Annotated in this window: 22 protein-coding genes; 14 read left to right on the top strand and 8 right to left on the bottom strand. The window is 61.2% G+C overall.

Features of this window, described 5'->3' with window-relative positions; all coding sequences use genetic code 11:
* Positions 1–86 precede the first annotated feature (86 nt).
* From BLU48_RS00425 to BLU48_RS00405, 5 genes are all read left to right on the top strand, one after another.
* Positions 87–1481, top strand: coding sequence for a uracil-xanthine permease family protein (locus BLU48_RS00425; protein WP_057025669.1), 1395 nt, complete (start codon positions 87–89; stop codon positions 1479–1481).
* Positions 1482–1568: 87 nt separating this feature from the next.
* A complete protein-coding gene (locus tag BLU48_RS00420) occupies positions 1569–2228 on the top strand; it encodes a TetR/AcrR family transcriptional regulator (protein ID WP_043051758.1) in 660 nt (219 codons plus the stop codon).
* 12 nt (positions 2229–2240) lie between these two features.
* Positions 2241–2822 carry an IMPACT family protein gene (locus BLU48_RS00415; protein WP_057025670.1) on the top strand — a complete coding sequence of 194 codons (582 nt, stop codon included), beginning with the start codon at positions 2241–2243 and terminating at the stop codon, positions 2820–2822.
* Between the two features lie 56 nt (positions 2823–2878).
* Positions 2879–3565: an SDR family oxidoreductase gene (locus BLU48_RS00410; protein ID WP_046070763.1), complete on the top strand. Its 687-nt coding sequence runs from the start codon at positions 2879–2881 to the stop codon at positions 3563–3565.
* Between the two features lie 161 nt (positions 3566–3726).
* The gene (locus BLU48_RS00405; RefSeq protein ID WP_057025671.1) at positions 3727–5085 is read left to right on the top strand and encodes an 8-oxoguanine deaminase; all 1359 of its coding nucleotides are present in this window, start codon (positions 3727–3729) and stop codon (positions 5083–5085) included.
* A 136-nt stretch (positions 5086–5221) separates the two neighbouring features.
* Here the strand turns inward: BLU48_RS00405 and BLU48_RS00400 are convergent, their stop codons facing one another.
* Complete coding sequence (locus tag BLU48_RS00400; protein WP_057025672.1) at positions 5222–6313, bottom strand: calcium:cation antiporter; 1092 nt, start codon at positions 6311–6313, stop codon at positions 5222–5224.
* 193 nt (positions 6314–6506) lie between these two features.
* On the opposite strand from BLU48_RS00400, the gene BLU48_RS00395 reads away from it, so the two are divergent.
* A complete protein-coding gene (locus BLU48_RS00395) occupies positions 6507–7460 on the top strand; it encodes an adenosine deaminase (RefSeq protein WP_043051475.1) in 954 nt (317 codons plus the stop codon).
* 76 nt (positions 7461–7536) lie between these two features.
* Here the strand turns inward: BLU48_RS00395 and BLU48_RS00390 are convergent, their stop codons facing one another.
* From BLU48_RS00390 to BLU48_RS00380, 3 genes are all read right to left on the bottom strand, one after another.
* Positions 7537–8907, bottom strand: a complete 1371-nt coding sequence (locus tag BLU48_RS00390; RefSeq protein WP_057025673.1) for an MFS transporter — start codon at positions 8905–8907, stop codon at positions 7537–7539.
* Positions 8908–9020: 113 nt separating this feature from the next.
* A complete protein-coding gene (locus BLU48_RS00385; RefSeq protein WP_057025674.1) occupies positions 9021–9707 on the bottom strand; it encodes an ArsR/SmtB family transcription factor in 687 nt (228 codons plus the stop codon).
* A 133-nt stretch (positions 9708–9840) separates the two neighbouring features.
* Positions 9841–10770: a LysR family transcriptional regulator gene (locus BLU48_RS00380; protein ID WP_057025675.1), complete on the bottom strand. Its 930-nt coding sequence runs from the start codon at positions 10768–10770 to the stop codon at positions 9841–9843.
* A 117-nt stretch (positions 10771–10887) separates the two neighbouring features.
* Here BLU48_RS00380 and BLU48_RS00375 point away from each other — a divergent pair, with 117 nt between their 5' ends.
* The 3 genes from BLU48_RS00375 (at position 10888) to BLU48_RS00365 (ending at position 12568) form a co-directional block, all read left to right on the top strand.
* The gene (locus tag BLU48_RS00375; RefSeq protein WP_057025676.1) at positions 10888–11181 is read left to right on the top strand and encodes a putative quinol monooxygenase; all 294 of its coding nucleotides are present in this window, start codon (positions 10888–10890) and stop codon (positions 11179–11181) included.
* A gap of 44 nt (positions 11182–11225) precedes the next feature.
* Positions 11226–12239: a zinc-binding alcohol dehydrogenase family protein gene (locus BLU48_RS00370; protein ID WP_057025677.1), complete on the top strand. Its 1014-nt coding sequence runs from the start codon at positions 11226–11228 to the stop codon at positions 12237–12239.
* Between the two features lie 146 nt (positions 12240–12385).
* On the top strand, positions 12386–12568 hold the full coding sequence (locus BLU48_RS00365; protein WP_057025678.1) for a hypothetical protein: 183 nt from the start codon (positions 12386–12388) through the stop codon (positions 12566–12568).
* Between the two features lie 8 nt (positions 12569–12576).
* On the opposite strand, the gene BLU48_RS00360 is transcribed toward BLU48_RS00365, so the two are convergent.
* Both BLU48_RS00360 and BLU48_RS00355 read right to left on the bottom strand, forming a co-directional pair.
* Positions 12577–13770 (bottom strand): multidrug effflux MFS transporter, encoded by a 1194-nt coding sequence (locus tag BLU48_RS00360; RefSeq protein WP_057025679.1) that lies wholly within the window; start codon positions 13768–13770, stop codon positions 12577–12579.
* Between the two features lie 86 nt (positions 13771–13856).
* Positions 13857–14054 (bottom strand): heavy-metal-associated domain-containing protein, encoded by a 198-nt coding sequence (locus BLU48_RS00355; RefSeq protein WP_057010836.1) that lies wholly within the window; start codon positions 14052–14054, stop codon positions 13857–13859.
* Between the two features lie 147 nt (positions 14055–14201).
* Between BLU48_RS00355 and BLU48_RS00350 the strand changes: the two genes are divergently transcribed.
* The 3 genes from BLU48_RS00350 (at position 14202) to cueR (ending at position 17248) form a co-directional block, all read left to right on the top strand.
* Positions 14202–14582, top strand: a complete 381-nt coding sequence (locus tag BLU48_RS00350; RefSeq protein ID WP_057025680.1) for a hypothetical protein — start codon at positions 14202–14204, stop codon at positions 14580–14582.
* Positions 14583–14648: 66 nt separating this feature from the next.
* A complete protein-coding gene (locus BLU48_RS00345; RefSeq protein ID WP_057025681.1) occupies positions 14649–16850 on the top strand; it encodes a heavy metal translocating P-type ATPase in 2202 nt (733 codons plus the stop codon).
* Positions 16847–17248: a Cu(I)-responsive transcriptional regulator gene (cueR, locus tag BLU48_RS00340; protein WP_046070750.1), complete on the top strand. Its 402-nt coding sequence runs from the start codon at positions 16847–16849 to the stop codon at positions 17246–17248. Before BLU48_RS00345 ends, cueR begins: the two co-directional genes overlap by 4 nt.
* 142 nt (positions 17249–17390) lie before the next feature.
* Here cueR and BLU48_RS00335 read toward each other — a convergent pair whose 3' ends face one another.
* Together BLU48_RS00335 and BLU48_RS00330 are read right to left on the bottom strand one after the other, a co-directional pair.
* A complete protein-coding gene (locus BLU48_RS00335; RefSeq protein WP_005784460.1) occupies positions 17391–18290 on the bottom strand; it encodes a PA4780 family RIO1-like protein kinase in 900 nt (299 codons plus the stop codon).
* 134 nt (positions 18291–18424) lie between these two features.
* Entirely contained in the window at positions 18425–19702 is a 1278-nt protein-coding gene (locus BLU48_RS00330; protein WP_057025682.1) for an acetyl-CoA C-acetyltransferase, read from the bottom strand.
* Between the two features lie 113 nt (positions 19703–19815).
* On the opposite strand from BLU48_RS00330, the gene BLU48_RS00325 reads away from it, so the two are divergent.
* Both BLU48_RS00325 and BLU48_RS00320 read left to right on the top strand, forming a co-directional pair.
* Positions 19816–21168 (top strand): 3-oxoacyl-ACP reductase, encoded by a 1353-nt coding sequence (locus tag BLU48_RS00325; protein ID WP_057025683.1) that lies wholly within the window; start codon positions 19816–19818, stop codon positions 21166–21168.
* Between the two features lie 2 nt (positions 21169–21170).
* Positions 21171–22019, top strand: coding sequence for a MaoC family dehydratase (locus tag BLU48_RS00320; RefSeq protein ID WP_057025684.1), 849 nt, complete (start codon positions 21171–21173; stop codon positions 22017–22019).
* Positions 22020–22109: the final 90 nt, after the last annotated feature.

Genomic DNA, 22109 nt, shown 5'->3' with positions numbered 1-22109 from the left:
CCGGGCTTCAGGGTAAAAGCTGAGCAGGTGGACAGTTTTTTGCAAGGCACAGGGACCTTGAACCGTCCGCCTCGAGTTAACCCGCCATGCCCCCAGAATCCTCCAGCTCCAGCGACCTGATCTACGGCCTCAACGACCGCCCGAAACCACTGCCCGCACTGTTGGCAGCACTGCAACATGTACTGGCGGCGTTCGTCGGCATCATCACCCCACCGCTGATCATCGGCTCTACTCTCGGCCTCACCGCCCACTTGCCCTACCTGATCAGCATGGCGCTGATGGTCTCGGGCGTAGGTACTTTCATCCAGGCACGCAGGCCGTTTGGTATAGGCGCCGGGATGATCTGCCTACAAGGCACCAGCTTTGCGTTTCTCGGCGCGGTGTTGTCGGCAGGCTTTCTGGTGAAGCAACGCGGCGGTAGCCCGGAAGATATTCTGGCGATGATCTTCGGCGTGTGCTTCTTCGGCGCGGCGGTACAGATCGTGCTGAGCCGCTTTATCGGCCAACTGCGCCGAGTCATCACGCCCCTGGTTACAGGGATTGTGATTACGTTGATCGGCATCAGCCTGATCAAGGTGGGCATCACCGATCTCGGCGGCGGCTTCAATGCACCGGACTTTGGCGCCCCCGCCAACCTGGCGCTCGGCTTGTTCGTGGTGCTGACGATCATTCTGATCAACCGCTCCAACACCCCATGGGTACGCCTCTCAGCGATCATCATCGGCCTGGCCCTGGGCAGCCTGGCCGCATGGTTCAGCGGCAAACTCACTCCCCAGGCCCTGCCTGACCTGCCCCTGATCAGCCTGCCTACGCCGTTCCGCTTCGGTTTCAACTTTGACTGGAGCGCCTTCCTGCCGATAGCGCTGATTTATCTGATCAGCAGTATCGAAACCGTCGGCGACCTCACTGCCAATTGCATGATTGCCCGCCAACCGATCAGCGGCCCCTCTTATATAAGCCGACTCAAGGGCGGCGTGCTGGGCGATGGCGTGAGCTGCATGATCGCCGCCACCTTCAGCGCCTTCCCCAATACCACCTTCGCCCAGAACAATGGCGTGATCCAACTCACCGGCGTGGCCAGCCGTTACGTCGGCTTATATATCGGCGCGTTGCTGTTCTGTCTCGGCCTGTTTCCGCTGATCGGCGCCGTGCTGCAGCAAATTCCCAAACCAGTGCTGGGCGGCGCGACCCTGGTGATGTTCGGCAGTGTGGCCGCTGCCGGCGTGCGTATTCTTGCCCAGGCGCCGCTGGACCGACGCAGCATGTTGATCATCGCCACCTCGTTCGGCGTCGGCCTGGGTATCGCTGCCCAGCCCAACCTGCTGCACCTGATGCCAACACTGGTGCAGAACCTGTTCGACTCCGCCATCACCAGCGGCGGCCTCACCGCCATCCTCTTGTGCCTGTTACTGCCGGAAGCCAAGCCGAGTACCACTGCCGTAAATCACACGCCAGAAAGCGACAGCCTGGAACCGCTTTGACGGTTTTATTGCATCGGGACTTGTCTGGGGCTTTAGGGTGGGTTATCTGTGCACACGTCGTCTCTATCGATCAGCACGGAAACCTCCATGAGCCTCGAAGTTCCTGCCCACAGCAACCACGCCGGTAAACCCGCCAGCCGCATTCGGCAAAAGAACGAACAAGCGATTCTCCAGGCTGCTGAAGATGAATTCGCCCGCCATGGCTACAAAGGCACCAGCATGAATACCATTGCTGCCAGTGCCGGGTTGCCCAAGGCCAACTTGCACTACTACTTCACCAACAAGCTGGGGCTGTACATCGCGGTACTCAGCAATATCCTCGAACTGTGGGACAGCACCTTCAACGCGCTGACCGCCGAGGACGACCCAGCCGTGGCGCTCACGCGCTATATCCGCACCAAGATGGAATTTTCGCGACGCCAGCCACAAGCCTCGCGGATCTTCGCCATGGAGATCATCAGCGGCGGCGAATGCCTCACCGAATATTTCAGCCAGGACTATCGCGCCTGGTTCAGTGGCCGGGCGGCGGTGTTCCAGGCCTGGATTGACGCCGGCAAAATGGACCCCGTCGACCCGGTGCATTTGATCTTCCTGCTGTGGGGCAGCACCCAGCACTACGCTGACTTCGCCACCCAGATCTGCCGCGTCACCGGTCGCACCAAGCTGACCAAGCAGGACATGGAAGACGCTGGCACCAATCTGATCCAGATCATCCTCAAAGGCTGCGGCATCAAGCCAGCCCAATAAACGAAGCGAGTTATGTCTTTTACGCTGACAGGCCTTTGCGAATTTCGTGAAGAAATCCGCAAAAGCCGCTTTATCACCCTGGCGGCACCCATCACCAGCCCGCAGGACGCCCAGGCTTTTTTCGAGCAACACAGCGACCTAAACGCCACGCATAACTGCTGGGCCTGGAAGCTGGCCGACCAATATCGCAGCAACGATGACGGCGAACCAGGTGGCACCGCCGGGCGCCCGATTCTTGCGGCCATCGAGGCACAGGGCTTTGATCAGGTCGCGGTGCTGGTAATCCGCTGGTACGGCGGCATCCAGCTGGGTACCGGCGGGCTGGCCCGTGCTTATGGCGGCGGGGCAAACAAATGCCTGCAAAATGCCGAGCGCATCGAACTGATCAGCCGTGTGCCACTGAGCTGCGCCTGTGGGTTTTCCGAGCTGAACCTGGTGAAGCTGCGTGTCGCTGAACTCGCAGGCCTGGTGGTGGAAGAAACCTTCACCGCCAACGGCGTGGAGCTGCAACTTGCACTGGGGGAGGCACACATCGACACCCTGCAAGCCCAGCTCGCCGACCTGAGCCGTGGGCGCATCCTGCTGCAACGCTGAAACTGCTACTGTTACGTGCTGAACTCCCTGAACCGCGATTTCAAAGGAAGCCTTTCATGTCTACGCCAAAAACCGCACTGATCATCGGCGCCTCACGCGGGCTGGGCCTTGGCCTGGTCAAGCAATTGCTCCAGGATGGCTGGGACGTGACCGCCACCGTGCGCGATCCGAGCAAAGCCGATGCGCTGAAAGCCGTGGGGCCGGTGCAGGTCGAGAAGTTGGACATGGACGACCAGCAAGCCGTGATCGCCCTGGCCCAACGCCTGAAAGACCGCACCTTCGACCTGCTGTTCGTCAACGCTGGCGTCAAGGGCCCGGCGAACCAGGAGCCCGGCCACGCCACCCTGGCGGAAGTCGGCCAGTTGTTCTTCACCAACGCAGTGGCACCGATTAACCTGGCCCAGCGCTTTGTCGGGCAGATCCGCAAAGACACCGGTGTGCTGGCCTTCATGAGCTCGGTACTGGGCAGCGTGACCATTCCCGACGGTTCGGATCTGGCGCTGTACAAGGCCAGCAAGGCTGCACTCAATTCGATGACCAACAGCTTTATCACCCAACTGGGCGATCACAAGCTGACCGTGCTGTCGATGCATCCGGGCTGGGTGAAGACCGACATGGGCGGCGAAAATGCACATATTGACGTCGACACCAGCGTGCGCGGCCTGGTGGATCAGGTGAATGCCTACACCGGCAAAGGCGGCCACCACTTCGTGGACTACAAGGGCGACACCATCGCCTGGTAAACACACCGATAAATCTGTGGGAGGGGGCTTGCTCCTACAGCTAGACCCGGTAATGAACTACACGTAATCTAGCCACCTCGCCCTCCCCGGCGACCCTGGATCAGCAGACAGGGCAACACTGAGCTGGCAAACCTGAACCCATCATTCAGAGGAGCCGGCCAATGCCTGCGACCCGTATCTGGTTAAAAAACCCTCTCGCGATTTTCACTGCCAATGGCCTCGATGCCCGCGGCGGCCTGGTGCTGCAAGACGGTGTGATCACCGAAGTGCTGGCCCAAGGCCAAGAACCGGCACAACCCTGTGCACAGGTGTTCGACGCTCGCGAGCATGTGGTCTTGCCTGGGCTGATCAACACCCACCATCACTTCTATCAAACCCTGACCCGCGCCTGGGGCCCGGTGGTCAACCAGCCGTTGTTTCCCTGGTTGAAAACCCTGTACCCGGTATGGGCACGGCTCACCCCGGAAAAACTTGCCCTGGCCAGCAAAGTCGCCTTGGCTGAATTGCTGCTCTCAGGCTGCACCACCGCAGCCGACCACCACTACCTGTTCCCCGATGGCCTGGAAAACGCCATTGATGTGCAGGTAGAAAGCGTGCGCGAACTGGGCATGCGCGCCATGCTCACCCGCGGCTCCATGAGCCTGGGCGAAGCAGATGGTGGCCTGCCGCCGCAGCAGACCGTACAACAAGGCCAGGTGATCCTCGACGACAGCCAGCGCCTGATCCGCGAATACCACCAGCGTGGCGACGGAGCACAGATCCAGATAGCCCTGGCGCCGTGTTCACCGTTCTCGGTCACCCCCGCGATCATGCAAGCCAGCGCCGAGCTGGCCAACCGTCTGGATGTGCGCCTGCACACCCATTTGGCGGAAACCCTCGACGAAGAAGACTTCTGCCTGCAACGTTTCGGCCTGCGTACCGTGGACTACCTCGACAGCGTCGGCTGGCTCGGCCCACGCACCTGGCTGGCCCATGGTATTCACTTCAACCCGGATGAAATCGCACGCCTGGGCGCCGCCGGTACTGGCATCTGCCATTGCCCAAGCTCGAACATGCGCCTGGCCTCCGGCATCTGCCCGACCCTCGATCTGCTTGCCGCCGGCGCCCCCATCGGCCTGGGCGTAGACGGTTCCGCTTCCAACGACGCGTCGAACATGATCCTTGAAGCGCGCCAGGCCCTGTACATTCAGCGCCTGCGTTATGGCGCAGAAAAGATCACCCCAGAAGGCGTGCTGGGCTGGGCAACCAAAGGTTCGGCGCAGTTGCTGGGGCGTACGGATATTGGTGAACTGGCGGTAGGCAAGCAGGCTGACCTGGCGCTATTCAAGCTGGACGAACTGCGCTTCTCCGGCAGCCACGATCCGATTTCAGCGCTGCTGTTGTGCGGTGCGGATCGGGCGGATCGGGTGATGATTGGCGGAAAGTGGCGAGTCATCGACGGGCAGGTCGAAGGCCTGGACCTGAAAGGTTTGATCGCCGATCACAGCCAGGCGGCGCGGCAGTTAATCGCCGGAACCTAAGCCAAACGAGGTTCAAAATGTGGGAGGGGGCTTGCCCCCGATAGCGGTGGATCAGTGACATATAAGTGCCTGAAACACCGTCATCGGGGGCAAGCCCCCTCCCACATTTGATTCTAGGGTGTTCTTAGAAGTCTGGTTACAGCCCCAGCAACGACAACATGATAAAGGTCGCAAACAACACAAAATGGGTCATGCCCTCGATGGCATTGGTTTCGCCATCGTTCAGGTTGATCGCACTGACAATCAGCGTGATAAACACCATCACCGTCTGCACCGGCGTCATCGCCATCTGGAACGGCTGGCCGGAATACAGGGCCATGGCCTCCATCACCGGCACCGTCAGGATCACCGTAGACAACGATGCCCCCAACGCAATATTCACCACCGACTGCATGCGGTTAGCCAACGCAGCGCGCAGTGCCGTCAGGATTTCCGGTGCGGCAGAAATAGCCGCCACCACAATCGCCGTGATCACCGGCGGTGCGCCGGTGCCTTCCAGGCCCAGGTCGAGGGTCTTGGACATCACCTCGGCCAATGCGCCGATCACGATTACCCCAAAGACCAGCGTGCCGATGGAAAACGCCAGGTTGACCGGCGGCGCCTGCTCCTCCTCCGGAGTTTTCTTGCGGCGCTTTTCCGGGTAGCTGTAGCTGAAAAAGTAGCTGTGCGGCCCCACCTGCATGCGCAGGAACAAGGTGTAAAGCACCACCATCGCGCCAATGGTGAAGGCCGAGTAGATTTTCCAATCCGCTTCGGGGATAAACTCCGGCACCACCATCGACACACCCATAGCGGTAAGGATCATTACGCTGTAGGTGCGTGCCGAATCATCGTTGTAAGACTGCTCGCCATGCTTGATGCCGCCCATCAGCGCGGCCAGACCGAGGATGCCGTTGATATCGAGCATCACCGCCGAGTAGATGGTGTCACGCACCAGCGTGGGCGATGGCTCGTTGCTCATCATGATCGCCAGGATCACCACTTCCACCAATACCGCGGCGAGGGTCAGGATCATGGTGCCGTAGGGGTCACCTACCTTTTCCGCCAGTTGCTCGGCATGGTGCGCGGCGCGCATCGAAGCCATCACGATAAAGGCGATCAGCGCCAAGCCTGCCAGCAGCGCCACCAGTTGCCCGCTGTGGAGCATCCAGTGCTCCAGCGGGTAGGCGGCAATGGCGGCAATCAGCGCCAGCAACATGAATTTTTCTTGCTTGAGGGATGTGAGCATTCCGGGCCTTTTCATACGGCGAATCAGTCATTGATGGGGTACAGACTGCGCCAAGCCGCTAACGTTTCGTTACACCTTAGTTCACATCAACCTTGCGAGGGTGAGACAAATACTCTCCTGCTGGTCAGGTTTTGCCGATTATTTCAGCCATGGCCTGTAGAATGCCGCCATTGCACCTGATGAGATTTTAAAAATGTACGATTGGCTCAACGCCCTGCCCAAGGCTGAATTGCACCTGCACCTGGAGGGTTCGCTGGAGCCTGAGTTGCTGTTCGCCCTGGCCGAGCGCAACAAGATTGCGCTGCCGTGGAACGACGTCGAAACCCTGCGCAAGGCCTATGCCTTCAATAATCTGCAAGAGTTTCTCGACCTGTATTACAAAGGCGCCGATGTGCTGCGCACGTCCCAGGATTTCTACGACCTGACCTGGGCCTACCTGCTGCGCTGCAAGGCCCAGAACGTGATTCATACCGAACCCTTCTTCGACCCGCAGACCCACACCGACCGTGGCGTGCCGTTCGAAGTGGTGCTCAACGGCATCGCCGCGGCACTTAAGGATGGCGAGCAGCAACTGGGTATCACCAGCGGCTTGATCCTCAGTTTCCTGCGCCACCTGAGCGAAGCCGAAGCCGAGAAAACCCTCGACCAGGCCCTGCCGTTCCGTGACGCGTTCGTGGCCGTGGGCCTGGACAGCTCGGAAATGGGCCACCCACCGAGCAAGTTCCAGCGCGTATTCGACCGTGCCCGTCACGAAGGCTTCCTGACCGTGGCCCACGCCGGTGAAGAAGGCCCGCCCGAGTACATCTGGGAAGCCATCGACCTGCTGAAGATCCAGCGTATCGACCATGGCGTACGTGCCATCGAAGATGAACGCCTGATGCAGCGCATCATCGACGAACAGATTCCGTTGACCGTGTGCCCGCTGTCCAATACCAAGCTCTGCGTGTTCGACGACATGGCCCAGCACAACATCCTCGACATGCTCGAGCGTGGCGTGAAGGTGACTGTGAACTCGGATGACCCGGCGTACTTCGGCGGCTATGTCACCGAGAACTTCCACGCGCTGTACACCTCCCTGGGCATGACCCAGGACCAGGCCAAGCGCCTGGCGCAAAACAGCCTGGATGCGCGGCTCGTAAAGCCATAACCAGCCATCATTAAATGAATGCATGCTAAATGTGGGAGGGGGCAAGCCCCCTCCCACATAGGTTTTGTATTGAGCTTTAGACTTGGGTGAGCTCTTCCAACGTCTTGCCCTTCGTCTCCATCCCAAACACCCACACCACCAGCGCCGCGACTGCAAAGCACAGCGCGCCCAGGGCAAACACCCCGCCCTGCCCTGTTATCGGGAATACCAGCCCGGTCACCAACGGCCCCAGCAATGAGCCAACCCGGCCAACCGCCGAAGCAAACCCAGAGCCTGTCGCCCGCGCCGAAGTGGGATACAACTCCGGCGTGTAGGTGTACAGCACGGCCCACATGCCAAACAGGAAGAACTGCATCAGCAGCCCCGAAGTAATCAGCAGGCCGACGTTGCCGCCAAACACCGCACTTTGCCCATACAAAAACGCCATCACCCCGCCGCCCAGCAGCGTCACAACGCACACCGGCTTACGCCCCCAGCGTTCAACCAGCCACGCCGCCATCAGGAAGCCCGGGATCCCGCCCAGGGAAATGATCACGGTGTAATACACCGACTGGGTCACGGCAAAACCCGATTGCTGCAACAACGCACTCAACCACGATGTCAGCCCGTAAAAGCCGAGCAAGGCAAAAAACCACACACTCCAGATCATCATTGTGCGTTGGCGGTACTGCGCCGACCACAGCTGCTGGAACGCGGAGAAGAAAGTCCCCGGCACAGTCTCGACCCGTGGCAGGGCAACCGGCTCGGGTAAATCAGCTTGGCCCAGGGACTCGCGTACCTTCTGCTCAATGCCCAGCAACACCTTGTCCGCCGCGTCATGCTTTCCGGCCTGTTCCAGCCAGCGCGGTGATTCCGGGATAAAGAACCGGATGGCCAACACAAACACCGCCGGCACCGCCAACACCAGGAAGATGTCGCGCCAGCCAATCACCGGTAACAGGAAGTAAGACAGCACGCCTGCGGCCACAAAACCCAACGGCCAGAAACCATCCATCAACGCGATATAGCGCCCGCGCCCCTTGGCCGGAATCAGCTCCGACAGCATCGACTGAGCGATGGGAAACTCCATGCCCATGCCAATGCCCAGCAGAATACGAAACAACGTCAGCATCTCCACCGTCTGCGCCGTGGAACACAAGTAACTGGCGACGCCCCACAACACGATGCTCCACTGGAACACCGGCTTGCGCCCGAAGCGATCGGCAAGCATGCCGGACAGCGAAGCGCCGACTACCATGCCGAAAAAGCTCGAACTGGCCAGTAATCCGGCCTGGGCGGTGCTCAGGCCAAACTCGGTTTTGATCGAGCCCAACAGGAAGGTCATCATCGCCAAGTCCATGGAGTCGAAGAAAAACGCCAAGGCGATGATGATGAAAATGATTCGATGGTAACCACTGATCGGCAGCCGCTCCAACCGTTCCGCTGCGCTATAGCCCTGTATACCCATGCCACACCCCCTTGTGAAAAATCCCTCGGCGAGTGTGCGACATCGTTATCCCTGGCTATTGCTGGATGCGACCTGACTGAAACCCTGAACGACGCAAACCACTGACGAGGCACCTACACTGCCGCCAGCCGGTTGATTTCCGCGAGCCCGATAGCGGAAACCTGCAAGGCCCGCGACTCGTTGACCACACTGATCCAGCCCGACTGCAGGAACAGCTGCAACAACCCCGCTCCCAACGCCCCGCCCAGATGCGGCTGCTGCTGGCTCCAGTCGAAGCAATCGCAGACCAGCGGCGCCGCCAGGGCCTGGGTAAAAATACCCAGGCCTGCCAAATACTGCGCGCCCTTTACCGTGACCTCGGTACGCTGCTCATGGCGTTCTACCCAGCCTGCCTCCAACATCCGCTGGTACAGCCCAGCCGCCAGCTCGCCGCCGAGATGGCCGTGGCACAGGCGGGCACGCCGCAGCAGCGGTGGCGCCATAAGCGCCGGCGGCAAGGTATTCGGCGTGCTGCGCGCCGCGCTGGCCATGGTGGTACTGGCCAGCGCATCAATAGCGACACTGACATCCGCAGCCGCCACGCGAAACAACCGCTTGCCCCGTCGAGCCTCGGTTCGCAGCAGGCCGCTGCCGGTCAGACGCGCCAAATGCGCATTGGCCGATGCCGGCGACAGTCCGGCCAGGGTCGCCAGCTCTTCTGAAGACTTCGCCGAGCCGTCCATCAAGGCCCAGAGTATGGCCGTGCGTTTGGGCTCGGCGAGCAAGCTGGCGATCTGACTGATGCAAGGTGCTGCTTCCATGTATTCACTCCCTGTTAAACCATTTTCTGCTGCGGTTGAGGCCAAAGTATAGGTGCGCAGGCCAGCGGTTCCGCGGCGTCTGACAGAGCAGATCAGGACAGGATATGAGTGAAACTTCCGACCGTGGCGCAGGCTATTGCCGAGCAGCCATTCGCCCCGGTCGCTGCGCGGTCAATGTCGCACAACGTGCCACGAGCATCTCCCGCAGCAGATTGATCGGTTTGCTCAATTGCGCACGGTGGGCACACAGCAAGTTGAGCGGCGTGCGCTCGCCCTGCAGCTCCGGCAGGATCAAGCGCAAGCGCCCCGCCAGCACGTCGGCGCTTACATCCAGCCAGGACTTATAGGCAATCCCCATCCCCGCCACCGCCCAGCGGCGGACGACGTCGGCATCATCACTGAACCGATCACCACTGACCGTCAAGCTCACTTGGCGTTTGCCGTCATGAAACCCCCAGTGGTCATGCACGCGGGTACCGAGCATGTATAGCAGGCAATTGTGCTGGGCCAGTTGTTCCAGATGGCGCGGCTCGCCATGGCGGGCGAGGTAACTGGGGGCGGCACACAGCACTCGGATATTGTCCGGGGCGATGGGCAGCGCAATCAGGCTGGAGTCTTCGGGTTCGCCATAGCGCAAGGCGATGTCCACCGGCTGGCGGAACAGGTCGGCAATGCGATCGCCGAGCAACAATCGTACGTTTAACTGCGGGTGTTCCTGCTGGAATTCATCCAACCATGGCAGCAACTGGTTTCGCCCGAAATCCGAAGGAGCCGACAGTTGCAACACACCACTGACATGATCCTGGCCGCTGGCCAACAGACGCCGCCCTTCATCCAGAGCGCTCAGCGCGGTACGGGCATACTCCAGGAAACCTTCACCCTCGGCGGTCAGGCGCAAGCTGCGAGTGGAGCGCGCCAGCAAGCGTGCGCCCAGTTGCTGCTCGATACGCTTCAAGGCGGCACTGGCTACCGCTGGCGACAGGTCCATGCCCCGCGCTGCTGCAGACAGGCTGCCCAGGTCCGCCGCCCGCACGAACAACTGCAAATCATCAAAACGCAGCATGCTTTGGCACCCATTATCAAAATTTGGTTGAAACAGACTGCTGTTTTAACGGCTTTTATCTGCACGGGAAATAGCCAATCATCTCTCTATCCCGTTATCACGTGCCAGGAGTCGAATATGTCCACCGCCTTTAACGTCATCGCCACGCTGATCGCCAAACCCGGCCAACAAGCCACCCTGGAACTCTTGCTGCGCGGCTTGCTGGAACCGACTCGCCTGGAAGCCGGCTGCGAGCAGTACGACCTGCACCAGGACCTGCAACACCCCGAGACCTTCTACATGCTCGAACGTTGGAGCGATGAGGCAGCACTGGCCGACCATGACCAGAGCGCGCATATCCAGAGCTTTCGCGCCACAGCCGCTGACGTGCTCGAACATTTCGACCTCAAGCGCCTGAAATTTCTCGCCTGATCTCCACATCAAGTCCGCATCACGCCCCCTGTACCGGAGCCGCCATGAAAGCCATTGCCTACTACGCCTCACTGCCGATCCACGACCCAAAATCCCTGCAAGACATCGAACTGCCGGAGCCCGTGGCCGGCCCGCGTGACCTGTTGGTGGAAGTCAAAGCCATCTCAGTCAACCCAGTGGACACCAAGGTGCGCCAGAACGTCGCTCCCGAAAACGGCGCCGCCAAGGTGCTGGGCTGGGATGTAGCCGGTGTGGTCAAGGCCGTTGGCAGCGCCGTGACGCTGTTCAAGGCTGGCGACAAGGTGTTCTACGCCGGTTCCCTGGTACGCCCAGGCGGCAACAGCGAACTGCACACGGTAGATGAGCGCATCGTCGGCCATATGCCCAAGAGCCTGGGGTTTGCCGAAGCCGCTGCACTGCCGTTGACCGCCATCACCGCCTGGGAGCTGCTGTTCGAACGCTTGCAGATAATTGAAGGCAAGGAAGATCAAAGCCAGAGCCTGCTGATCGTCGGCGCTGCCGGCGGCGTGGGATCGATCCTGACGCAACTGGCCAACCAGCTCACCGCGCTGAAAGTCATCGGCACCGCCTCGCGCCCCGAGACCCAGGCCTGGGCCAAGGCCTTGGGTGCCCACTTGGTGATCGACCACAGCCAGCCGCTGAGCGAAGCGCTGAAACAGGCCGGCCACCCGCAAGTGACCCACGTTGCCAGCCTGACCCAGACCGAACATCACCTCGATCAACTGGTGGAGGCGCTGCAACCCCAAGGCAAGCTGGCGCTGATCGATGACCCCAAGGCGCTGGATGTGAGCAAGCTCAAGCGCAAGAGCCTGTCGCTGCACTGGGAGTTCATGTACACCCGCTCGATGTTCGAAACGCCGGACATGATCGAGCAGCACAACTTGCTCAACCGCGTGGCCGAACTGATCGATGCCGGCATCCTGGAAACCACGGTGGGCGAGCACTTCGGTGTAATCAATGCGGCCAACCTGCGGCGTGCCCACGCGCTGCTGGAAAGCGGCAAGGCCAAAGGCAAGATCGTGCTGGAAGGGTTCTGAAAAAACGACTGTCAGTGTCGTCCGTTATTTATGTAAGTAATGGACGACACCATTAGTCCGAGAGTTGACCCTTGTCATATTTTTGCGGGGATTCGGGTTTATATTGGCCGCCTTTGCCACGAGTCTTTTACGCGAGGAAGTCAGCAATGAAGATCCTGATAAAAGCGTTAGCAAAATCCCCAGGCAGCCAATGGCAGGTTCGTCTCGACGGCGAAGCCATCACCTTTCGCAGTGAAGCCGAGGCCCGCGCCTTTGCCGAAACCCTGCAAGCCCGTATCCAGGCGCCCCACCGCTTTCCCCTCGGCCAGCAACGCTCCGCCGCTGGCTAAGCCGCATTTCAAACCTGCGCCTGTTCGGCCCTTGCCCGTTGCAGGCGCTGGGTCGACATCGCAATCGTCACCGCCAGCACACCACACAAGCTGATGACCACAGCCATTGGCATCGCTGTGCCGTCGTGCAGCACGCCGACCAACGACGCAGCCCCTGCCGCCACACCGAACTGAATGCAACCGAGCAACGCCGACGCACTGCCGGCCCGGGCGCCCTGCCCGCTCATGGCGCACGCCGAGGTATTGGGCAAAATGCAGCCCAGGCTGGCGATACAGATAAACAGTGGCACCAGCAAAGGCCACAAGGCCTCGGTGCGCAGCGCGGCAATACCCAGCAGCGTCAACGCGGCCGCCACATAGACCCACACCGTGCGCGACAGCAAAAACGCCGGGCCGCGCTTGGCCAGCAACCGCGCATTCAACTGCGCCACCAGGATAAAGCCGGCGGCGTTGGAACCGAACAGCCAGCCGTAATGCTCGGCAGGCACGCCGTAGAGTTTGATAAATACGAAGGGAGAGCCGGCGATGTAGGCAAACATCCCGGCAATCGAGATGCCGCCGGTCAAGGCATAGCCGAGGTATACGCGGTCCGACAACAGCGAGCCGTAGCGGCGCAACGAGCCAGACAACGGCTGGCGCGGCTGATCGGCCGGGAAAGTTTCCGGCAACCCGACTGCCACGGCAATTGCCGCCATTACGCTGAACAGCGACAGTGCCAGGAAGATCGATTGCCAGCCCCACACCCCGACCATCAACCCACCCGCCAAAGGTGCAAGGATCGGCGCCAGGCCGGTGACCAGCATCAATTGCGAATACACCTTGGCCGAGCCCACCGCATCGCACTTGTCACTGACCACCGCCCGGGAAATCACCATGCCCGCGCAACCGCCAAGGGCCTGCACGAAGCGCGCACCGATCAGCCATTCCAGGGACGGTGCGTAGGCACAGGCGAAGGACGCGAGGGTAAACAGGGTGACGCCGCTGAGCAGCGGTATACGCCGGCCAAAACGGTCGGCCAGCGGGCCGTAGATCAATTGGCCAATGGCCAGGCCGGCGAAATACACCGCCAGGGTCAACTGGATATGTTTTTCATCGGTGGCAAAGGCCGTGGCCATCGCCGGAAAGCCCGGCAGGTAAAAATCGATCGCCAACGGCGCAAAGGCGCTCAAGGCGCCCAAAATCAGGATTATGCGAAGGTTCATCAGACACCCAAGTGAGTCGGCAGCTCGACAGTCTAGCCGCGCTTGGGTGCCGTGAACATTACGTTAGGTCGCTAACGATCAGAAAATCACGCCAGCTTGGCGGTGTAGCCCTCTTCGGTGATCAGTTGGATGACCTTATCCGAGGGCAAACTGCTTGCCACGCGCACTTCTTTGGCGCCCAAGTCAACTTCGACACTCGCTGCCGGGTCCTGGCTCTGTACCGCCTGGGTCACCGATCGAACGCAATGGCCGCAGGTCATTCCTTCAACATTGAATATTTGCATGACATGACTCCTTTGATGAGGTTGGGCACAGTTTGGAGCTTGCCACGATGGCAAGGTCAAGTTTCAAAAAAATCGGCCGGGCTGGTATTCGGAGGCGACGTCGGCCAAGCTTCAACTTTCCTCGCTGTGAACCACGGAGCATTCGCCATGCGCTGGTCATTTTTTGCCTTTGCCGGCCTGTTGAGCTTGTCTGCCGCCGCGCCCCAGGCCCTCGCCGCTGAAGATTATGCAGTGCTGATCATTTCCCGCGAGCGCCTGGAGGTGCCGACCAATTGCGAGATCGGCCTGTATATCCAGGACCAGTTGGCCGGGCGCCTGTTCCAGGAACAGGCCACCTCGTTCAATCTGCCTGCGGGCGATGTATCGCTGCGTCTCAAGCTGCTACCGGGTCAGTCCCGAGGCTGCCTGCCCAGCCTGCTGGCGCCACCCGCGCAGAACATTACTTTGAAGGCTGGCGATGTACGCAAATTGCGTATCGCCCAAGGCCCGGACGGCATGTACCTCAAGCCGGCGGCATTGGAATACTGAAGACGCTTGACCTTCCCCACAGGTTAAGGTTGATCCTAATGGCAACTTTTCCTGGAGGACTGTCCCATGAATGGATCCACCACATTTGACCTGCCCATCGGCGGCATGACCTGCGCCAGCTGCGCCGGCCGCGTCGAACGCGCGCTGGGCAAGGTGCCGGGGGTACAGCGTGTCAGCGTCAACCTGGCCAACGAACGCGCCCATATCGAAGTGCTCGGCCAGATGGACGCCAGCGTACTGATTGCCGCAGTCGACAAGGCTGGCTACACCGCCACCCTGCCCCAAAGCGAAACCGCCACCGAGGCCGACCAGGCCCGACGCCTGCGCCGCGAGCGTTGGGCGCTGGTAGCGGGGATTATTTTGGCGTTGCCGCTGGTGCTGCCAATGCTGGTGGAACCCTTCGGCCTGCACTGGATGCTCCCCGCCTGGATACAGTTTGCCCTGGCCACGCCGGTGCAATTCATCCTCGGTGCGCGCTTCTATGTTGCCGCATGGAAAGCCGTACGCGCCGGCGCTGGCAATATGGACCTGCTGGTGGCTATCGGCACCAGCGCCGGCTACGGCCTGAGCATCTATGAATGGCTCACCGCCGCCCCAGGCGTGACGCCACACCTGTACTTCGAAGCCTCAGCGGTAGTCATCGCCCTGGTGCTGCTGGGCAAATACCTGGAAAGCCGCGCCAAACGCCAGACCGCCAGCGCGATCCGCGCCCTGGAAGCCTTGCGTCCGGAACGGGCGATCCGCGTGCAAGATGGCCGCGAAGAAGACGTCGCGATCAATGCGTTGAAGCACGGTGACCTGGTGCTGGTCAAACCCGGCGAACGCTTCCCGGTGGACGGTGAAGTGGTGGAGGGCCAAAGCCATGCCGATGAGGCGCTGATCAGCGGTGAAAGCCTGCCGGTGCCTAAACAGCCAGGCGACCCGGTCACCGGTGGCGCCATCAACGGTGAAGGCCGTTTATTGGTGCGCACCCTGGCCCTGGGGGCCGAGAGCGTGCTGGCGCGCATCATCCGCCTGGTCGAAGACGCTCAGGCCGCCAAGGCGCCGATCCAGAAACTGGTAGATAAAGTCAGCCAGGTGTTTGTACCGGCGGTATTGGTCTTGGCGTTGATCACGGTGGTGGGCTGGTGGTGGTACGGGGCATCCCTGGAAACCGCAATCATCAATGCGGTTGCCGTGCTGGTGATCGCTTGCCCTTGCGCCCTGGGCCTGGCCACACCAACCGCAATCATGGCCGGCACCGGCGTTGCCGCGCGCCACGGCATTCTGATCAAGGATGCCGAAGCATTGGAGCGCGCCCATGCGGTCAGCGCCGTGGTGTTCGACAAGACCGGCACCCTCACCTCCGGCGCGCCGAAAATTGCGCACCTGGCGGCCGTGGATGGTAACGAAGCACTCTTGTTGCAACAGGCCGGCGCGTTGCAACGCGGCAGTGAACACCCATTGGCCAAGGCCGTGCTGGATGCGTGCCAGGAGAAAGGTCTGGACGTGGCCGACGTGAGCGCCAGCCAGTCCCTGACCGGACGCGGCATTGCCGGCACGCTGGACGGTCGGCCACTGGCGCTGGGTAATCGACGCTTGCTGGAAGAGACGGGCTTGGAGGCGGGCGAATTGGCTCAGCGCGCCAAGGATTGGGAAGCCGAAGGCCGCACCTTGTCCTGGCTGATCGAGCAAGGCACGCAGCCCCGCGTATTGGGCTTGTTCGCGTTTGGCGACACCCTCAAGCCCGGCGCGCTGGAAGCCGTGCAACAGCTCAAAGCACAACACATCAGCAGCCACCTGATTACCGGCGATAACCACGGCAGTGCCCGGGTCGTTGCAGAGGCCTTGGGTATCGACGATGTGCACGCAGAGGTACTGCCCGCCTACAAGGCGGCTGCCGTTGCCGAACTGAAAAAAACCGGCGTGGTGGCGATGGTCGGCGACGGTATCAACGACGCCCCGGCCCTGGCCGCGGCCGATATCGGCATCGCCATGGGTGGCGGTACCGACGTGGCCATGCATGCGGCCGGCATCACCCTGATGCGGGGCGACCCACGCCTGGTGCCGGCGGCCCTGGAGATCAGCCGCAAGACCTACGCGAAAATTCGCCAGAACTTGTTCTGGGCCTTTGTGTATAACTTGATCGGCATTCCCCTGGCCGCCTTCGGCCTGCTCAACCCGGTGCTGGCCGGAGCGGCGATGGCCTTGTCCAGCGTCAGCGTGGTGAGTAATGCACTGTTGTTGAAAACCTGGAAACCCAAGGACTTGGAGGATCAACGCCCATGAACATCGGCCAAGCCGCCCGCAACAGCGGGCTGAGCGCAAAGATGATTCGCTACTACGAATCCATCGGCCTGCTGAAAACGCCCCATCGCACTGACAGCGGCTATCGCGTGTATGGCCATGACGACCTGCACACCCTGACGTTTATCAAGCGCTCGCGGGACCTGGGATTTTCACTGGAAGAAGTCGGCAAGCTGCTGACCCTGTGGGAAGACCGCCAACGCGCCAGCGCCGACGTAAAAGCCTTGGCGCGCCAGCACATCGACGAGCTGAATCACAAGATTCGCGAATTGGGGCAACTGCGCGATACCTTGCAGGACCTGATGGAGCACTGCCAGGGCGATCATCGACCGGACTGCCCGATTCTCAAGGAGTTGGCAGCGGGGAACTGCTGCGCCTGATGCTCTAACTGGCTACACGCAAATCCAAATGTGGGAGGGGGCTTGCTCCCGATGAGGGAGTGTCAGTCAACACATCTGTCGCTGACACACCGCCATCGGGAGCAAGCCCCCTCCCACATTTTGATCTTCATCTACCCGAAGATCACTGCATCCAAGGCGGCGGCGGTGGTTCGTCCGGCACTTTGCTCGGTGGCGCATCATCCGCCGCACGAATCGCCTGACGACGCTCTTCATCCAGCCGCGCCGCTTCGATCTCGCGGATCACACCGCCCACATCCGCCAGTTCTTCCGGTTCGTCGAACTCACCGGTCAATACACTGGCCGGGTGCAAGGTGCCGGCTTCGTACAGCGCCCACATTTCCTTGGCGTACTTGGTCTTCTTCAACTCCGGGGCAAAGCGCCCGAAGTAGGAAGCCATGTTGCCAACGTCGCGCTCCAACATGTTGAATGCATGGTTGTTGCCCGCCGCATCCACCGCCTGGGGCAGGTCGATGATCACCGGGCCCGTTGGCGTGAGCAGTACGTTGAACTCAGAAAGGTCGCCGTGCACCAGGCCGGTGCATAGCATCAGCACGATCTGGGAGATCAGGAAGGCGTGGTATTCACGCGCCTGATCAGGCTCCAGCACCACGTCGTTCAGGCGCGGCGCCGCATCGCCGTACTCGTCGGCCACCAGCTCCATCAGCAGCACGCCTTCAAGAAAGTCATACGGCTTGGGCACGCGAACGCCGGCACCGGCCAGGCGGAACAGCGCCGCAACTTCGGCGTTCTGCCAGGCGTCCTCGGTTTCTTTCTTGCCGAACTTGGAGCCCTTGGCCATGGCCCGGGCCTGGCGGCTGTTACGAACCTTACGGCCTTCCTGGTATTCGGCCGCCTGACGAAAACTTCGTTTGTTCGCCTCCTTGTAAACCTTGGCGCAACGCAATTCGTTGCCGCAGCGCACCACATAAACAGCTGCTTCTTTACCACTCATGAGTGGGCGCAGCACTTCGTCGACCAGACCGTCTTCGATCAGGGGTTCAATGCGTTTAGGAGTCTTCATCAGCTTTTATTGTGGGTCCTGTATTACCAAACACGCGTGTGGCACTCGTTATACGGCAATCGGCTCGCCGGTGGGAGAGGCTACCGACCTCTGACCACTCAAGAATGCATGCAATGGGCCAATTTTGTCGTTAATCAGCGTTCGATAATCGCCGTCACCCCTTGGCCGCCAGCAGCACAGATCGAAATCAGCCCGCGACCTTTGCCCGCCGCATCCAACAGTTTGGCGAGGTTGGCGACGATGCGCCCGCCGGTGGCGGCAAACGGATGGCCCGCCGCCAGGGAACTGCCCTTGACGTTGAGTCGACTGCGGTCGATGGACCCCAGGGGCGCATCCAGACCCAGGCGGGTCTTGCAATAGTCCGCATCTTCCCACGCCTTGAGCGTGCACAACACCTGGGCGGCGAAGGCTTCGTGAATCTCATAGTAATCAAAGTCCTGCAGGGTCAAGCCGTTGCGGGCCAGCAAGCGCGGCACCGCATACACCGGCGCCATCAACAGGCCCTCGGCACCGTTGACGAAATCCACCGCAGCCGCTTCGCCATCGCGCAGGTACGCCAGGATCGGCAGGCCACGCTCCTTGGCCCAGGCTTCACTGCCCAGCAGCACCAGGGAGGCGCCATCGGTGAGCGGCGTGGAGTTGCCGGCGGTGAGCGTGCCCTTTGCGCTGCGCTCGAAGGCCGGCTTGAGGCTGGCGAGTTTTTCCAGGGTCAGGTCGGGCCGCAGGTTGTTGTCGCGGGTCAGGCCAAGAAAGGGCGTGAGCAAGTCGTTGTGCCAGCCTTCGGCGTAGGACGCGGCCATTTTCTGATGACTCTCAAGCGCAAGCTGGTCCTGTTCGGCGCGGGGAATCTGCCAGGTCTGCGCCATCAGTTCGCAATGCTGGCCCATGGACAAGCCGGTGCGTGGTTCGCCATTGCGCGGCAGTTCCGGCTTGAGATGTTGGGGACGAAGTTGTAACAAGGTTTTTAGTTTATCCCCCATGGATTTACCGCGATTGGCTTGCAGCAAAAGCTTGCGCAAGCCTTCGTTCACCCCGATCGGTGCATCGGACGTGGTGTCTACGCCGCCGGCAATCCCACATTCGATCTGGCCCAGAGCAATTTTATTGGCCACCAGCAACGCCGCCTCCAACCCGGTGCCGCAGGCTTGCTGGATATCGTATGCAGGGGTTTGCGGCGACAGGCGCGAGCCGAGCACGCATTCGCGGGTCAGGTTGAAGTCCCGGGAGTGCTTGAGTACCGCGCCGGCGGCTACCTCGCCCATGCGCAGGCCGTGCAGGTTATAGCGCTCGATCAGGCCCTCCAGCGCGGCGGTCAGCATCGCCTGGTTGCTCGTCGTGGCGTAAGGGCCATTGGAACGGGCGAAAGGAATGCGATTACCGCCAATGATCGCTACACGGCGCAATTGAGTCATGGAAAGCTCCCTTGTGAAGGTGGGTGGAATCATCAAGCCTAGCCTAGGCTCAATCGAACGACTGCCACCCCAGGGTGGTCAACCTTTGAACCCCAGCCTTCGGAGAGCGTTCCATGTCTGACCGTTATATCGACTTCGCCAACTCAAGCCTCGGCCATCGCCTGGTCGCCGCCATTGGCCTGCCGTCGCCGGTACGCCTGGAACGCTGGCAGGCCGGACGACTGCGCCCGGTCGAGGGTGCACTGCTGCTCGGCGGGGGCTCGTTGACGACCCAGGTGCTGGCGTTTGCCAACCGACTCACCGACGCGGTTTACAGCTACGGCGCCGAAGCCTCGACAGCAACCGCTTGGATTCCCGGGCACGGCCCCAAGCTCAAGGCAGTGGTGTTCGACGCCAGCCACTTGCAGCACACCGACCAGCTCAAGCAACTGCGCGAGTTCTTCCAGCCGCTGCTGAAAAACCTCGATCACAGTGCCCACCTGGTGATCCTCGGCCGGGCGCCGGAAGGCCTCAGCGATCCGTTTGCCGCCAGCGCCCAGCGTGCCGTGGAAGGTTTCAGCCGCTCCCTGGCCAAGGAGTTGCGCAGCGGCGGCGTATTGCAATTGCTGTATGTGGGCGACGGCGCCGAGGACCAGCTGGAAGGTGCGCTGCGGTTTTTCCTGTCGCCGAAAAGCGCTTATATCTCGGGCCAGGTCATCCGCCTGACGGCCTGCGACACCCCGGTCGAGGACTGGACACGCCCGCTCGCGGGGCGCAAAGCCCTGGTCACCGGAGCCGCCCGTGGCATCGGTGCTTCCATCGCTGAGACCCTGGCCCGCGACGGTGCCGAGGTGATTCTGCTCGACGTGCCCCAGGCCAAGGCCGATCTCGAAGCCCTGGCTGCGCGCTTGAATGCGCGCACGGTGGTGCTGGATATCTGCGCCGAAGACGCCGCCAGCCAACTGGTTGAACACCTGCCCGACGGTCTCGATATCCTGGTACACAACGCCGGTATCACCCGCGACAAGACCCTGGCCAACATGACCCCGGAATACTGGGACGCCGTGCTGGCCGTCAACCTCAATGCCCCGCAGGTGCTGACCAAGGCCCTGCTCGACAGCGGCACCCTGCATGACAACGCACGCGTGGTGCTGCTGGCCTCCATCAGCGGCATTGCCGGTAATCGCGGGCAAACCAACTATGCCGCGAGCAAGGCCGGCTTGATCGGCCTGGCCCAGGCCTGGGCGCCCCTGTTGAAGGAACGCGGAATCAGCATCAATGCCGTGGCGCCGGGCTTTATCGAGACCCAGATGACCGCGCATATCCCGTTCGCCCTGCGTGAAGCCGGGCGTCGCATGAGTTCATTAGGCCAGGGTGGCTTGCCCCAGGACGTGGCCGAAGCGGTGGCCTGGCTCGGTCAGCCGGGTTCCGGTGCGGTCAGCGGCCAAGCGCTGCGGGTATGTGGGCAAAGTCTTCTGGGAGCGTAAACATGCAATGGCACACCTTAGACAGTTCGCCCTCTCTACTGCCGTTGTATTGGCGAGCGGCGCTCAAGCGCAAGATCACCGGCAGCACCTTGCCCGAACACGGCTTGCGTTGCCGGGTCAGCGTCAACCCCAGGGCCGTCGCGGCTTACCGAAAGGTCTGCGGGTTTGCCGACGGCCCGATGCTACCGGCGACCTATCCGCATATCCTGGCGTTCGGCCTGCAGATGCAGTTGCTGACTGACAAGGCGTTTGCGTTCCCTTTGCTGGGGCTGGTTCACCTGAGCAATCGCATCCGCATTCATCGCCCCTTGGGTGGCGTGGGCAACCTGAGCATCGGCGTCTATGCGCATAACCTGAAGCCCCACGCCAAAGGCGCGACCTTTGACATTGTGACCGTCGTCGAGGATGCGCTTGGGCTGCTCTGGGAGGCCGAAAGCCAAATGCTATGTCGCGGCGTGAAGCTTGAAGGCGAAGCCGTGGATAAAACCTTCCTGGCCCCTGGCCCGACCAGCGAGCTGACACGCTGGAAAGCGCCTGCCGATATCGGCCGCCGCTATGCCCGGGTGTCGGGCGATTACAATCCGATCCACCTCAGTGCGCCGACGGCCAAGTTATTCGGTTTTCCCCAGGCCATTGCCCACGGGCTGTGGAACAAGGCGCGCATGCTGGCGGCGCTGGGAGAACATCTGCCGGCTGCCAATATTGAGATCGAAGTCGAGTTCAAGAAGCCCGTGCGCCTGCCCAGTGAAGTGATATTGATGAGCAGCGCGGCCGGTTCCAATGGCGAGTTGGCACTCAAAGGCGCGGGCGACATTCAGCATATGCTCGGCAAATGGCAGCCGATCGCCTGAAACACCCTGCTTAATTGTATATATACACCTAAAGTTATAGCGGACCTCACGAGGTCCGTTTTTTTTATTTAACCTACTGATTTAAAACAC

It is taken from the genome of Pseudomonas synxantha (assembly GCF_900105675.1).
Taxonomy (GTDB): domain Bacteria; phylum Pseudomonadota; class Gammaproteobacteria; order Pseudomonadales; family Pseudomonadaceae; genus Aquipseudomonas; species Aquipseudomonas synxantha.
This window is presented reverse-complemented; position numbering and strand designations above follow the sequence as displayed.